The organism is Coraliomargarita algicola (genome assembly GCF_033878955.1).
Classification (GTDB): domain Bacteria; phylum Verrucomicrobiota; class Verrucomicrobiia; order Opitutales; family Coraliomargaritaceae; genus Thalassobacterium; species Thalassobacterium algicola.
Genome location: NZ_CP138858.1, coordinates 2544397 through 2558642, shown reverse-complemented (window position 1 = coordinate 2558642; position 14246 = coordinate 2544397). Strand labels below are relative to the sequence as shown.

At 51.0% G+C, this 14246-nt stretch carries 13 protein-coding genes; 3 read left to right on the top strand and 10 right to left on the bottom strand.

Annotation, left to right across the window (positions count from 1 at the left end; genetic code table 11):
• Positions 1-3: 3 nt before the first annotated feature.
• The 9 genes from SH580_RS10305 to SH580_RS10265 form a co-directional block, all read right to left on the bottom strand.
• Positions 4-3111, bottom strand: a complete 3108-nt coding sequence (locus tag SH580_RS10305; protein ID WP_319834896.1) for a DEAD/DEAH box helicase — start codon at positions 3109-3111, stop codon at positions 4-6.
• Positions 3108-3542, bottom strand: coding sequence for a (deoxy)nucleoside triphosphate pyrophosphohydrolase (locus SH580_RS10300; protein WP_319834895.1), 435 nt, complete (start codon positions 3540-3542; stop codon positions 3108-3110). Before SH580_RS10300 ends, SH580_RS10305 begins: the two co-directional genes overlap by 4 nt.
• Before the next feature lie 92 nt (positions 3543-3634).
• Positions 3635-4447: a hypothetical protein gene (locus SH580_RS10295; protein ID WP_319834894.1), complete on the bottom strand. Its 813-nt coding sequence runs from the start codon at positions 4445-4447 to the stop codon at positions 3635-3637.
• Between the two features lie 498 nt (positions 4448-4945).
• A complete protein-coding gene (locus SH580_RS10290) occupies positions 4946-5416 on the bottom strand; it encodes a hypothetical protein (protein ID WP_319834893.1) in 471 nt (156 codons plus the stop codon).
• Positions 5416-6297, bottom strand: a complete 882-nt coding sequence (locus tag SH580_RS10285; RefSeq protein ID WP_319834892.1) for a hypothetical protein — start codon at positions 6295-6297, stop codon at positions 5416-5418. Before SH580_RS10285 ends, SH580_RS10290 begins: the two co-directional genes overlap by 1 nt.
• 150 nt (positions 6298-6447) lie before the next feature.
• Positions 6448-7266, bottom strand: a complete 819-nt coding sequence (locus SH580_RS10280; protein ID WP_319834891.1) for a restriction endonuclease — start codon at positions 7264-7266, stop codon at positions 6448-6450.
• Between the two features lie 30 nt (positions 7267-7296).
• Positions 7297-7986 (bottom strand): HNH endonuclease, encoded by a 690-nt coding sequence (locus SH580_RS10275; protein WP_319834890.1) that lies wholly within the window; start codon positions 7984-7986, stop codon positions 7297-7299.
• A complete protein-coding gene (locus tag SH580_RS10270) occupies positions 7983-8258 on the bottom strand; it encodes a hypothetical protein (RefSeq protein ID WP_319834889.1) in 276 nt (91 codons plus the stop codon). Before SH580_RS10270 ends, SH580_RS10275 begins: the two co-directional genes overlap by 4 nt.
• Positions 8259-8785: 527 nt before the next feature.
• Positions 8786-9529, bottom strand: coding sequence for a PspA/IM30 family protein (locus SH580_RS10265; RefSeq protein ID WP_319834888.1), 744 nt, complete (start codon positions 9527-9529; stop codon positions 8786-8788).
• A 276-nt stretch (positions 9530-9805) separates the two neighbouring features.
• Here SH580_RS10265 and SH580_RS10260 point away from each other — a divergent pair, with 276 nt between their 5' ends.
• The 3 genes from SH580_RS10260 to SH580_RS10250 all read left to right on the top strand — a co-directional run bounded on the left by SH580_RS10260 (position 9806) and on the right by SH580_RS10250 (position 13431).
• Positions 9806-10192 (top strand): single-stranded DNA-binding protein, encoded by a 387-nt coding sequence (locus SH580_RS10260; RefSeq protein ID WP_319834887.1) that lies wholly within the window; start codon positions 9806-9808, stop codon positions 10190-10192.
• 74 nt (positions 10193-10266) lie between these two features.
• Positions 10267-12876 carry a DEAD/DEAH box helicase family protein gene (locus SH580_RS10255; protein ID WP_319834886.1) on the top strand — a complete coding sequence of 870 codons (2610 nt, stop codon included), beginning with the start codon at positions 10267-10269 and terminating at the stop codon, positions 12874-12876.
• 144 nt (positions 12877-13020) lie between these two features.
• Positions 13021-13431 carry a hypothetical protein gene (locus tag SH580_RS10250; RefSeq protein WP_319834885.1) on the top strand — a complete coding sequence of 137 codons (411 nt, stop codon included), beginning with the start codon at positions 13021-13023 and terminating at the stop codon, positions 13429-13431.
• A gap of 78 nt (positions 13432-13509) precedes the next feature.
• On the opposite strand, the gene SH580_RS10245 is transcribed toward SH580_RS10250, so the two are convergent.
• The gene (locus SH580_RS10245; RefSeq protein WP_319834884.1) at positions 13510-14037 is read right to left on the bottom strand and encodes a response regulator; all 528 of its coding nucleotides are present in this window, start codon (positions 14035-14037) and stop codon (positions 13510-13512) included.
• Positions 14038-14246 lie beyond the last annotated feature (209 nt).

Sequence of the window (14246 nt, the reverse complement as noted above, 5' to 3'; positions counted from 1 at the left end):
TTCTTAAACCGACCTAGCTTCTTCAAACAGCTCTGCGGGAATGGGGTGATCCAGCTCCCATGTCATTGAGATCGGTCGGTTGCCTTCATAGTTCAATAGTTCTTTTGCGCTTCCTAAGAAAATGAAAGGGGAGGTTTCGCGCTCTTGTCTTTTGTTGAGACGTGCAAAGAAAAGGATCGTGTAGCCTCGTTCTCTGAAGTGTATGTAGTTTTGTCCTGTCTTGCTGGACTGACTGGTATTCGACTGACTTTCCCAATGCAGTTTTGTCCGGCTGATGGGATAGTCTCTGTATTGCGTGGTGGGCGAAAAGTCGGATTCGTCTTTGTTGAAGGTGACGAGATGGACGTAAGTCTTGAGCGGTTCGATATGTATGACGCCTTGTCCGGTCGGGCCTGTTTTATCTATGCTGGATAAATCGAGTGCTGCTTTGATTTCTGCAGATCCATACTGTGCATGTAGTTTTAAGTCGCATGGGTACGGGAGTTGGATATTGCGAATACTTGCTGTGTGTTTTGATTGTTTCCATGCGGCGATTTCGGCGGCATCCGCAGCTACGCTTGGGTTCGATTGCCACTTACTAAAGGAGCCTTCTGCGCTATCGACGCCAACGTTTTCTCCTTTTTGACCCCACATAATGTAGTGCATCGCGGTCGCTTGCTGGCGGCCGTAGGTCTGTGTGGCTTCTTCGACTTTGGGGTCTTGGTTGAGCTTTTGGAAGTTGCTTAGTAAGTCAGGGTCGTTGCGTAGCACTAGTCTCGGCAATGCTTTGCGAGCAGTTTTTATATCTGGATCTCTGGGGGGCGCTTTTTGATGGGCAAGGGCTTTCCATTCGCTCCAAGTTTTTTTGGAGAGGACTTCAATGGGTGACAGCTCAGTTGCTTCGATGAAATTCCCGAAAGTGAGTGGTTTGGATTGTTCTTCGTCCCAAGTTTGAATCACTTCTGGAATGAATTGCTTGAGGTTATTTAAGACCTCTTTGATCTTTGAGAGGACTCGTTCGCGCGCAACTCGTTCGAGTTGAATGCTGCATCCTGGTGGCAAGTTGGGGAAGTCGTTCTCGATTTCCTTGTCTATACGCTGACGCTTGCGGGAAAGTAGCGCTGCGAATTTTGTATCCAGACGATATTTGCGGTGGGTTTGCCCGACGAAATCCAAAACTGTGAGGCAGTCTTTGTTGATCGCGTGTCGTAGTCCGCGTCCGAGTTGTTGCAAAAATACAGTGAGGCTTTCCGTCGGACGAAGAAATAGGACAAGATTGATTTCTGGTATGTCGACGCCTTCGCTTAGCACATCCACGGTAAATAGAAATGTCAGTCTCCCCTCGCGGAAGGCGCGAAGCCTTTCTGCCCGAATGTCTCGTGCGGTGCTTCCTAGCAAGACGGCCGATGGGATGCCTGCTTGGTTGAAGTGATCCGCCATGTATTGTGCATGCTTCACTCCAGCACAGAAACCAATGGCTCGAACATCACTCAGGTCGGGTTGATAGCGCTCGATCGCTTGAAGGACTGTGTCAACGCGAGTCTTCGCTCGTATATCATCGCCAGACAGGACGGCTTCTAGCTCACGTGAATCATAGCGTCCATTTGTCCAAAAACGATCGTCCGTTAGATCGATACTATCAGTCACCCCAAAGTAGTGAAAGGGGCATAGCAGCTTCTCTTCGAGTGCTTCGGACAGTCTAATTTCTGCGGCAAATCTATCGTCGAAATCGGGCAAGATCGAACTGCCATCCATGCGTTCGGGCGTCGCTGTTAATCCTAGCAATATTTGGGGATGTAGATGCTCGAATAGGGCGCGGTAGCTGTTGGCTGTTCCATGATGCGCTTCATCAACAATCACATACTCAAAGTGCTTGGTTCCATAGTTCTGCCATGGCTTTTTGTTATTTAAGCTTTGGACCGATGCGAACACGTGTGTCCACTCTGTGGGTTCGATCCCATCAACCAGTAATTCGCCAAAATTCTGATCTTTAAGAACGGTTCGAAAGCAGCCTAAGGCTGTTTCTAAAATCTCTTTCCGATGAACCACAAATAGCATAGGAGGCTTTGTATTCTTGGCCTCCGCGAACTGTTTATAATCGAGCGCCGAAATCACCGTTTTCCCTGTTCCAGTGGCGGCGACTACAAGATTTCTTGAGGAGCCTGCTTCGCGTGCGATGGCCAATGCTTCGAGGATGCGCTGTTGAAATGGTTTTGGGGTGATGTCCGCGAAGAATTGTGGGCCTGCATTTTTACGTAGCTTGTAGTCGTTGATTGCTTTGCGGAAGCGCACGAATTCTTTCTCTTCATATACCTCAAACTCGTTGCTTTCCCAATAGGTTGCAAACTCGGCAACGAAGCGCGACAGGATGTGGGGCATGTCTTGCGCAGTCACTTTGACGGTCCACTCTAGACCTTGCGTCATTGCTGCATGTGACATGTTCGCGGAGCCAATATACGCCGTCGAATAGCCTGAGTTACGAATGAAATGATACGCTTTGGCGTGAAGCCGTGTGCCGCCAGTGTCGTAAGATAAACGGACATCTACATTTGGTAGTTTCGAGAGCCATTCTAATGCAACCGGATCGCTCGCGCCCATATAACTCGTGGATAGAATCCGAATAGGAATCTTACGTTGTGCGAGTCGCTCAAAGCTTGGTATGAGCAGGCGCAGGCCTGACCATTTGATAAAGGAGACCAGGATGTCGACACGGTCCGCAGTTGCCATTTCAGCGCGCAGTTCGTGTTCAAGTGCTGGATCGTTACCAAGCCCTGTAAGTAGTGCACTCGTCGACAGAGGCGTCTGAGGACGGGGGAGGGCGGTTTTGCTATGATTAACCTCAGTTAAGAGATTCTTGCTATCAGAGAGCAGTCGGTTCCTCTCGATGTATTCTAGGCCGTCCGTTGCGGCTAGCAGTTCAATGATTTGATTTAGCAGTGGAATGCGTGCTTCGGCTTTAGTGCTACGAAGTGCCTGCTGTAATAGTTGTGCGATGAATTGGGCGTAAGTATGTGGCGCCGCTTCATCATCAATTTTTCGTAGAATCGAGATAAGCTCTGGATTCGAACCCAGTGCATCACTTAGCTCTGTATCCAGTAGACGTTCGTATATTCCAACTTCTAGTTCACTCATTTCGATAATTCGGATTTTTGCAGCATCTCAATAATCGGTAGATCAGCCGGTGCCCACTGCAGTTGGTCCCACTCATCCAATGCGATCCATCGTGCTGCCGCATGCGCTTGCAATTCGCCTAACAGCGGTCGTGTGTTTACTTTTGAAAGGAATGGTATCAACTGAATCGTGCCAAAGTCATATACGTGTGTCACCGCAGGCAGGCGTGTGAGTGCTCCGAGTTCGATTCCGAGTTCCTCAACAATCTCACGTCGGAGTGCCTCTTCTGCCGATTCGCCTGTGTCGATTTTTCCACCCGGAAATTCCCACAGAAGCCCAAGTGGTTTATCTTCGGCTCGCTGCGTTGCCAGGATCTGGTTGTCCTGGTCCATGGCGACGAGACAGACCACCTCGATGACTTTATGTGTTGGAGCTGAGTGATGGTTCGCCATGGTGAAGGGTTTTGATTGATAAATCTGTGGTTTGAATGAGGAGGCTATGTTTTGCGCAATGCAAAGATAACAATATGACGCTATTCTGGCTCCTAAAAATCGATTGAAATGCTTTCTTCTCCTGGAAGGTCGGCGATGATATCTCGACCTTGCTCGATCCATTCTGGGTAGAGTTCATCTGATACAGATTTCAATTCCTTAATATAAGCATTTTGTCCGATGAGTTTGGAAGCCTCCACTTTGGTAACTCCATGCTCTAAGAAATATTGGTCAGCAGCAGAGGCCAATTGTCTAAGGTTATTCAATATAGCTTTCTTGATAGAAGTTTCACGGACTTTTCTAAATGCAGCGAGGGCAGAAATACTCATCGGGACGCCCGCAGTCGCTCCGAACATGAGTAAGGGAACCAGCGTTAAATTAACTAGAGGGTGATATAGTGTCGGAATCAGTGCATTAATTCCTCCAAAAAATGCTCCAATCATGACCAAACCTACGAATGCATAGAAGATACCTTGTTCTTTCTTCGGGAAGAAGGCGACAAATGCGATAGCTACTAAAAACCAAATACTGCCTCCTGCTGCAAATTTGCTAAGCCAATGGGTTTGCCATGCTTCCTTTTCGACTGCCGGCCTTTGAACTTCTTGTACCTGTGTCACTAGAGCCTCTGTTAGTTCATTGTAAATAGGCCTGAGATGAATTGGCAATACCTCAGGATCTCCAAGTTTATTCAACTCTGTCAAAATTATCGTCGTTTTTTCTAACCGTCTGAGCTCCCAAGTTCCCGTAAGATGTTCGAAGGCAAGCGCTGCGACAAAAATGACTAATAGTAACAATGAGAAAGCGATAACTTTCTTTAAAGTTACTCCCCCTTTAAATGTATCGAGAAAGATATCGAGTGGATTCATTATATTCTAATTAGTCTTTAGCTATACCTAGAAATTTATCTAGCGGTCTTAAGGACATGGGAGTATTTCTAGCTGTTGAAGGCAATGGCTGCTGTGTTTTCGTTGCTCATAAATTAAAAAGGAATATCGTTCTCGTCTTCTTGCTCTGGCACCGGCTCTGAGATCGCGCCCGGAATACCAGACGCCGGAGGAGTTTCGATATTGGGTGATTAGCTCGGGGCTGAAATGGGACCATGTCGTTACGTTTATAATTACGTTGATTATTGTTGTGAGTCATTGTTTTTTTGAGAAGAGGGGGGGGGGGGGATTCAGGGACAGATTAAATTTAGGCTTTCATTCGCGACGGATTCGTAATCATTTTTTGAATCGTATCTTGGATTGGTAGTCTGGGGTGTATGGTTAGAAAAATGCTTTGCATGAATTGTTACATTTTCACTGAGTAAGTTCACTTTGGACTTTGAAGGTTCTGGTCGTGAGGGATTTCAAGTCTTGTAAGGATTAATCTTCTGGTGTAACAAGGCGTTCATTGATTGAGATTTCTGCAAAAAACACTGATGCTACATTCCAAAAACCACCAATAAGTGAAGTGATAATGGAGATTGCGGATATGCCAACAAGCCCCTGGGAGTACCATATCCAGGCTCCCCATCCTTGGATCGTGAAGATAACTGCCCAACAGAGGGCAGCAACCATCGCTAATTTTAATTGATTATAGTCATCCCACTTTTGCAGAATTCTCCGTTTATCTGCTTCAGGGAACAGCGATTTTCGAAACAGGTGAACAGTCGCGACGAAGAAGGCGGTAGGTAGTGCCCCAAAGTAGTGTATCGGTTCCGCTAATCCCGGTATCTGGTTGAGTAATTGGTTAAGCTGTGAGGATAGGAATGTTGTAAGGCACAGCCCTGCCAAGAAGATTATAGCTTCGTATGAAATCACGAAGAAATATATAAACTCTTTGAGGATTTTCATCAGTGATCCATGTCTCGCTCGTCTTTGACTTTCCTGAATACACGATCTGCTTGCATCGCGAGCTCACTGGCTTCTGGTTCTTTAGCGGCTTTGAAGCATTTGTGAGTATCAGAAGTTTTAACAACTGTAGTTATCCCGTCTGCCATGCCGGTAACTTTTCCATAGCCATATCCATCAGCTGCCATCAGTACTGCTGCATCCGCGATATCAACTGATTCAATCGGTTCGAATGTGGGATCTTCTAGAATACCTTCAATCAAATTAATTAGTTGGCTTTGCAACCCTAGGTTGGATTTCGTTGTTTCTTCTACTTTAACCTCGTCGGCTTTACGCTTTTTTACATAGTGATGCAGGCTCTCCCAAAGCCTTCCAAATCTAGGATTAGGAGGATGTACCTTAGCATCTATATCGGTTATTATACTCAAATTCTTTAGTTTAGTGGTAAAGGCTCTATAGTCAGAGATTGTTTCGATTGAACACTCTGCAAAGAAATTGTTGTGTGCTGCTTCTACAATTGCCTTGAACCTCTTCGGGAACAATTCGCGCTGTATGCCATTCCATACTGGCATGAAAGCTAGTCCGGAATGCTCTGGTAGATAAACAAAGGGGGCGCTAGCGATTAAAAGATTAGGTGCGACTGCATCCTTTTCTGATCGTTCGTTTGGGTCTACGATTGTGACATGCCCCTCGGAAGAATATTTGGATAATCTTCCGAAAACGAAGGGGAAGGAGGATGCACGTTCATCTGTAACGTTTGTAATCGTCCAATTAAACTTCCCAATGGTGACAATCGGCGACTTGCAGATTGCCTCCATTAAAGAGTCTTGGTTCAGTTCGCCTAGTTTGACGATTCGGCTTACAAAATAATCTGCTTTTTTCATTGTTGTTTTCTAGATTCGCAAAACCTGAATGATAGGTGGTTAATGGTTTTGGTCGTGATGTGGCCGGTTATGGGGTTATTGAAGGGGCGACGCGCCAGACGTGTTTGGTTTGGCTGGTGAAGCAGATGGATATTAAGAAATAGGGCATGTTTAGCTTTCAATCGAGATCACGCCGCGGCACTTTGGATAATCGGTGCAGCCCCAAAAAGCGTTGCCGGCATTGGCACCACGGCGAGCGGTGCGGCGAACCATGGTGGAATTGCATTTGGGGCACTGGGGGCTGGCACTGCTGTCGGGGGCGCTGACTTGTTCAGGCGCGGCTTTCTGCACTTGTGAGGCTTCTGTTCCTTGGGTTTGGACGGATTTTACCATTGCAAGCAGTTGTTGTCCGTCGATGAGCTCGATGGGCTTCTTCGCCGCGAAGTTCTCCGACTCCTTGGTGAATTTGCTGGTCGTAATGACTATGGCGCGGTCGGCATTTTCGGCTGTCAGAATGCCGAATATTTCTCGGACTATGGGCACGCCGACGGGTTTACTCTTCCAGCGTTTACATTGCACCAGTGTGGTTTGGCCGTCGCGATGCAGGATTAAATCGATGCCACCATCGGCTCCGCCGCCAAGCGATTCTTCAGTGCGATAGCCTTGCCTCCGAAAGACTTCGCCGACGAGCCATTCGAACTCCTTCCAATTGACTGCGCACAGCGATTCAAGGCTCTGTTGCTTATCCACGAGGGCGGCTTGTTTTCGCCCGAAAATGTAAGACAAGACAGAAAGCATCGCAAAGAAAAGGGCAGCGTAGGGCGCGAGCTGCGGCATGGCTTGTGCGAAGGACTTTAGTATCATGTTTTCCCCTCCAAGCCCGGGCGCGACAAATTTAAGTCCGCTGTAAACGAGTGCACCCAGAATGACGCTGACCCACCATGGGGCCATGATTAGGGAATTGGCGAGACTGTCGTTATTGCGTTTCATGAAGTGTCACTAATGAGATGGCTTCTCCCTTTATCCCCGCAACCGCTCCCAGCGCCATTGCAGTCCTGCCTCTGCGGGCCAGAAGCGTTTTTCTCTGGGAAGCAGGACGCTGCGGCCATCCAGTTTGAGCAGTTCTTTGTGGCCTTCGAGGCGGTCGTCGAGGCAGGGGGCGACGCGCCAGACGAGTTTGGTTTCTGACGCAAATGGCGTGATCAGGTGGCGGTCGAGTGCCCAATGATGGTTTTTGCTAAGGGCGATGCCGTTGGTCGGGTGGTCGTTGCCACTCTCGGCAAAAGGAATCAGATGGCAGGCATCGACGATACTAAGATCTCCCAGACGGAAGCGCACGCCGGAGGCGGCGCAGCGGTAGTCGTAGACCTGCTTGATGGTTTTGGCGAAGGCGGCGGAGCGGACGGGATCGCTGGCGAATTGGGCGGGGTCTTCCGTCTTCTCCAAGGCTACGCCGGACAAGTCGGCGACTTTATCGACTTGATGATAGTGGCTGATCAGGCGAAGCAGGGCGTCGCGGTGCTCGGAGAAGTAGCGGGCGATGAGCGCGCTACGGATGTGCTCGCGTTGAATGGGATCGCACAGTAGGGCGAAGAGCTCTGGGACGAAACTGGCGTGGCCCATTTGCTCGCGGAGCCATTTGACCGAAGGTGAGCTGGAACCGTTCTCGCCGGGGCGGTAGAGCGGCTGGCCGTTAGCATTGTAGATCATCCAAATGCCATCACCACAGAGGTGCCAGAAGGGGTAGTGGATCTTGTCGTGGTCGCCCGGGCGTCTAACGATGGCGATGTATTCGCGGTAGCGCCGGATGAGTGCGTCGGAGAGAGTGAAGCGGTTGTCGGGGCAATCGCTCTGCTCATCAAGTCGATCAGTGCCAGCAGCAGGGCGGGCTTGTAGGGCTTTTCCCAGCCCGAGCCGCGGTCGCGATTTAAATTGTAGAGCTTACTGAGCAAATCTTCGATATGGGGGGCGTTCTTTTGCATTAAAACAGCGATCTTAATGTAACAGGGCGGACATTTACGGTCGATTGGAAGACATGATCATAAGTAAGTAAACGTATGTTTGAATGCTGCAAAGCTAATTTTACGCAAATTTGATAAGTCGATTTTGGTTGAAGAGAATCGGGGAGCGTCGAGCTGCTTTCCGTGCGTAGTCTTCAGGCGAAGCGCAGGGCCAATTATGAATGAGAATGCGACGAGGCAGGTATGCCCGCGGAGACACTGGCTGTCGCCACATCTTACGCAGAGCTTGCGCGGGGCCTCTTACAGGTAGCACGACGACGAGAGTCGTTGTGACCGCTGGTTTGGTGGCTGCGGACTGAACGCGGCAGCGGAGACGCTGGCTATCGCCCGCATCCTACCCATGATAAAGATCAGATATGAATATCAATCAGTGATGGCACTTCCTGTGTCGCGAACAGGGCGCGTGCCGTGGCTGACTTCTGTTTTCTGGCTTCTGACCTCTGGCCTCTGTTTTCCGACCTCCGGCCTCCGGCCTCCGGCTTCTGACTTTAACGCTTTGCCTTGTTTTCTTTTTCGAAAGTAACCACTGGGATTTCCTCACCTTGTGATTCGACTGCGGTGGTGAAGCCTAGTTCGCCGGAGAGGCTTTTGAGTGCTTCGTGAGCTAAGGCGCGCTCTTCTTCGGCGCTGGGGACTTCCAAGGAGGGCATACTGTCCTGGGCTACACGGGCACGCCCGGCGGCCTTGGCCCGTGCGTCTTCGACCATGCTTTCCAAGCGGTTCATGGTTTCGCTGGCACCGCCCATGTCGGCGGTCATGCTGCTGGCCATTTCCGATAGATCGGCAGTCGCTTCTTTGACTTTCAACTCGTTGATCTTGGCCTGCAGGTTTTCAATTTTCTTCTGAGCTTCCTGGATGCTGGCTTCCCGATTGCGGGACATTTCCTGATAGGTATTTTCGGCGGCTTCCAATTGATCGCGGTTGGTGACCAGCTCGGCTCTGATTTCCGAGAGCTTGAGTGCCTGGCGGCCCGCGAGCTCTTGATTGCCCGCGGTCACGTTGGCCTTGATCTTGGTGAGTAACTTGGCCTCTTGTTGCTCCTGATTGTTGACCTGCGCGATCAGCTTTTCAACCATCGCGGCATGGGCAGCCAGGCCTTGATTGTAGCGCTGAATTTGCTTCCGTAAGTTTTCTTTCTCAGCGCCTAGTAAGGCGTCGGGATTCGTTTTTTCCAGTTCGGTGACTGCTGAACCGAAAATACTTTTAAAGAAGTGTAGAACGCGCTTAATCATAGTAAGGTAAGATATTTGATTGTGAGAGCTTTGCCTATTATAATCTTATGCTTATTTTCTCATGCCGCACGAGTGTAAAGTGTGGAGGCGTTTGGATTGAAGCTAAAGTCACTGGGGTTAGGTTCAAGTTTTGACGGTGGTGTAACAATGTTCACCTTTTTAGCTTGACAGCTTGGGGCATTGTGTGCGAGAGAGAAAGGCGTCCTTCATTTTGAGGGGCGCGAATCACGATTCATTCGTAGCAAGCTAATATTAACGTAACTGAAAGGAAAAATTATGAATCAGACAATCATCAGCGGACACCTCACTGCCGACATCGAAACCCGCAAAGTTGGAGAGCAGCATCTCAGCAAGTTTAGGCTCGCCTGTAATGAAGGGGAGCGCGTGGTCTTCATGCCCGTGGAGGCTTGGAATATGCCGCATTTGGCGGAGCACTTATTTAAGGGCTCAAAGGTTTTACTCTCTGGAGGCCTCAAGCAGGAGAGCTGGGAGACGGATGCGGGGGAACCGCGAAGTCGCATCGTGCTAACTGCTTATAAGGTGGAGTTTCTGGACTCCGCGCCAAGCCGCGAATCGCATTCGCACCCGCAAAGAGGCCCGCAAAGAGGCCGGGACACGCGTCGCACTCGCTCACAAAATCGACCTTCGCGCTCGGCGGCTTGATTCACTGCTTGCCCTCGGGCAGTTTGCGCTCGGATAAGATTGATTTGGCGCGTCCGATGCGGTGACTTACTTTTGTGCCGACATTTCCTCCAACACTGTGCTTCGCCCATCCGTGGCGCGATTATCAAGCGCGAGCCTTGGCGGAGATGGAGGCGCACTTGGACGATGCCCGTCTACATGTTGTCGCGCCGCCGGGGTCTGGTAAGACGGTTCTTGGGCTGGAGTTCATGCGTCGTTTGGCGGGCCCGAGCTTGGTGGTCGCGCCGACTCGCACCATTCAGTCGCAATGGGCGGAGCGTTTGCGCCAAGATTTCGCCGCGGGCGCTGCGGATTGGATCAGCCTCGACTTGCGCCAGCCTGGTTTAGTGACGATCACGACCTATCAGATGGTCGATCAGGTCATGTCGCAGCCCGGGGCGGAGCCAGTCTTGGCCGCTCTGCGTGCGCTTGGGGTCCAAACTCTGCTTCTGGATGAGGCACACCACCTCAAGCAGGCTTGGTGGCAGTCGATTATTGATCTGCGCAAACGTATTGAGGGGGTGCATACTATTTCGCTGACTGCGACACCTCCTTACGACTCGTCGGCTGCAGAATGGGAGCGCTATATTCAGCTTTGTGGCGAAATCGATATGGAGATTCCAGTGCCGGAGCTGGTGTTGAATGGCGATTTGTGCCCACATGTAGACCTGCTCTATTTCGAGTTCGCCAGTCCCGAAGATCTGCAACAACGCGCAAGCTTTCAAAGCCAGATCAACGAGTTGGTTGCTGACTTGTTACATCGGGACTCGCTCGCTGGGCAAATCAATAAGCATCCATGGTTGCTGGACCCCGAGGCGCACGAAGCCGATATTTATGCCGAAGTGGAGTGGTTTTCGTCGCTGCTTATTTATCTCCACACCCGAGGAGCGCGGTTGCAGCCAGAGCTACTCGAATTGTTAGATGCGGAGGCGGGCGAATTGCCGTGTTTCGATACTGAGTGGGCGCAGGTCTTACTGCGCGGCATTGTCTCTAAAAAGCAGCGTTCGCTATGGCCGCAGGACTTTGTGAGACAGATCGAAGCTTTGCTGAAGCAGCGCGGTGCGATTGAGCGAGGGCATGTGCATTTACTTCCGAGCCATGCGCGGAATCGCCGCCTGATGCGTAGTGCCACCAAGTTGCGCTCGATTGAAGCGATCGTGCGCGTGGAACGTGAGACCCATGGCGCGGACTTGAGATTGTTGGTGTTGTCGGACTACATTTATCCCGAGTTTCTGGGCACGCATTGTGAGCGGAGCCGCAATGCAAAATCTTTGAAGCTGGGAGCGGTGCCCATCTTTGAGAGACTACGTCAGCTGGGAGACGAGCGGGTCGGTCTGCTCACAGGTTCCTTGGTCATTATTCCTGCGAGCGCGGCGGGCACCTTGTTAGAGGTTTGCCGCGAGCGGGGACTCTCATCGGCGGATGTGCGCTTAGAAGTGATCGAGGCATTGCCTGACTATCGAGCGCTCACCTTGCTGCGCGGTGCTTCGAGGCAACTGGTGCCCGTGATGACCGAGACCTTTGCTCGGGGCGCGATTCATATACTTTCAGGCACGCAAGCCTTGCTGGGCGAAGGTTGGGATGCGCCCTGTATCAACAGCTTAATCATTGCTTCCAATGTCGGCTCCTTCGTGTCGTCCAACCAAATTCGGGGCCGAGCCATTCGCACCAATCCCTCGAGCCCGCTGAAAGTATCTAAGATCTGGCACCTCGTCACACTCACGGGGGTGCCCCATGACGAGCCCGATTTGGACTGCGTGCGGCGCCGGCTCAAAACCTTTGTCGGTCCGAATCACCGCGAAGCGGCGATTCAATCGGGATACGAGCGCTTGGGCATTCCCGCCAGTATTTTGACTCCACAGCAATGCGCGCAGGTAAATGATGAAATGCAGGCGCTCTCTGCCAATGCCAGCTGGATTCGTCAGGCATGGCTCGGGCCTGCCAATGCTCCCGATTGGAAAGGATTGTTTTATCGAAGCATTCAAGTCAAAGGGCGCAAGTTGATGCATTACGCTTATCTGTGGAGGACCGTAGAAGCGGTCTTGTATGGCGCCGCGTTATCGATTCTTGGCGTGGGCTTTGATGCCTTTCGACACATGCTCTCCGGTGGTCGCGGTCTCGCGGTGTGGGGAATGTTGCTACTGATGCTCTTGATCGGGCTGCTGCGAATCGCTCCCGATCTTTGGCGGGCCCTGCGGCTCTATCGTCAATATGGGCTCACGGGAGTGACTGCAGATCGAGTTGGGCGCTCCCTGTTTCGCACAATGCATACGCTCGGGAAGTTTGACGAAGACGTGCCGGAGCAAGCTCTTACGGTGGACCGATTTATGGGCCAGGTTTCTGTCTCACTCAAAGGTGGCAATCGTATGGACCGTCATCATTTCGCCACAGCCTTTTTAGAAATGATGGGGCCCATTCGCTCGCCGCACTATTTGATTTCATCGGTTACCAGTGCTCGCAGCAGTTATTTCCCTGTTCCAGAATTACTGCGTGGCAGCGAAGCAGAGCGAGCTGAATTGTTGCGACAAGCGAAGCGACTGATGGGGAATGTGCGCTTGGTGAACTGTAGAAGTCGCGAAGGCCGCCGGGTTTTACTCCAGGCGCGCGCCTGTTCTATTTTTAACGAATGGGAAGATGCCGGCGAAAGCCTGTCGCGCTGGGAGTAGTGCTGCCACCATTGTCCGCTCAGAGCTGGTTCGAGGGGAGTCTGCTGTGTCTGAATTGAAAGTAGTTAGTTGACTGATTGTGGTTTTGTTCGATGATCGAGCCGACACTCGCCACGTGCGTCCACCGTATCAACCATTCGTCCTATGAAATTTTTAGAGAAACTATTTAGTCAAGAGTCTCGCGCCACCCCTGAGTCCGAATTGCAGCAAGCAGAGCGCGAAGCGATTATTGATTTGCTGCTGATGGCGATCTATGTGGATCAACATTTATCATTGGCAGAGACCAAAGAGTTTGACCATGCCGCTGATTCGCTCGGTTGGGATTCCAGCACGGGGCCCTCGGTCTACATTTGCAATGCGACCGACCGCGCGAGAACCGCTCGTATCAGCGAAGAGCTGACCGCAGATTTTATCGCATATGTCGCGGAGCGCCTAAGCGAAAATTCAAAGCCACGCGCTTTGGAACTACTCAATCGTCTTTTCCAATCGGACGGCTTGACCGATAAAGAAAAGGGCTTTCTGCAGCAAGTGAGAGTCGCCTTTGGCAGCGCTTGAGTTTAGTTTTGAAACCCGCAAAGTTGGAGAGCAGCATCTCAGCAAGTTAAGGCTCGCCTGTAACGAAGGGGAGCGCTGCTAGTCGTTTCGGAATGTGGGCTTAGGGCGAGTCTTGCGATAGGCTTCAATTGCGCCCAGTAGGTCTGCTTTCCTTACGGGCTTGGCTAGGTAGATTTGAGCGCCGGCTCCAATGAGGTCTTCGGCGGCCTTTTTCTCTGCGTTGGCGGTGAGTGCTATGATGTATGGCTGAGACTTTATGGCTGTATCCTTGCGGATGGTGCGAATCGCTTCCAGGCCGTTCATCTCGGGCATCATGTAGTCCATGAAAATGACATCGTAAGGTCGCCTGTGGGCCGCTTTGATTCCTTCCAGACCGTTCTCTGCTAGGTCTATCTGGTAATTTTCTTTAGCTAGTAGCTGGGTAAATACCCGTTGGTTTACTTTGTTGTCTTCAACTAAAAGTATGTTGAGCGTATCCGCTTGCGGGTGTGTGGGAAGTGCGGCTTTACTGGGATTCGTTAGCGGCTTGTTTGCTTGGAACAAGTCGGCAAATGAGTTGGGCATTACTGGCAGGCTGATGGTTTTGCAGCCGAGTGCCGCTCTCATTTTTGAGGCGTACTTTTGACGGCACAACACGATGGCGCGTTCAGCTAGGAGCCCGGATGCTTCTGTGGCGAGGAGTTGGGCGACTTCGTCGGGGGTTAAGCGGTCTGCGAAGACTACTGGGATGGCGTCGCGGTGGCTGCATGGGGTGCATGCATTGATTTGTTCGAGTCCGATTGATGCGCAGAGTCGAGTGAATGCATCCAGATCGG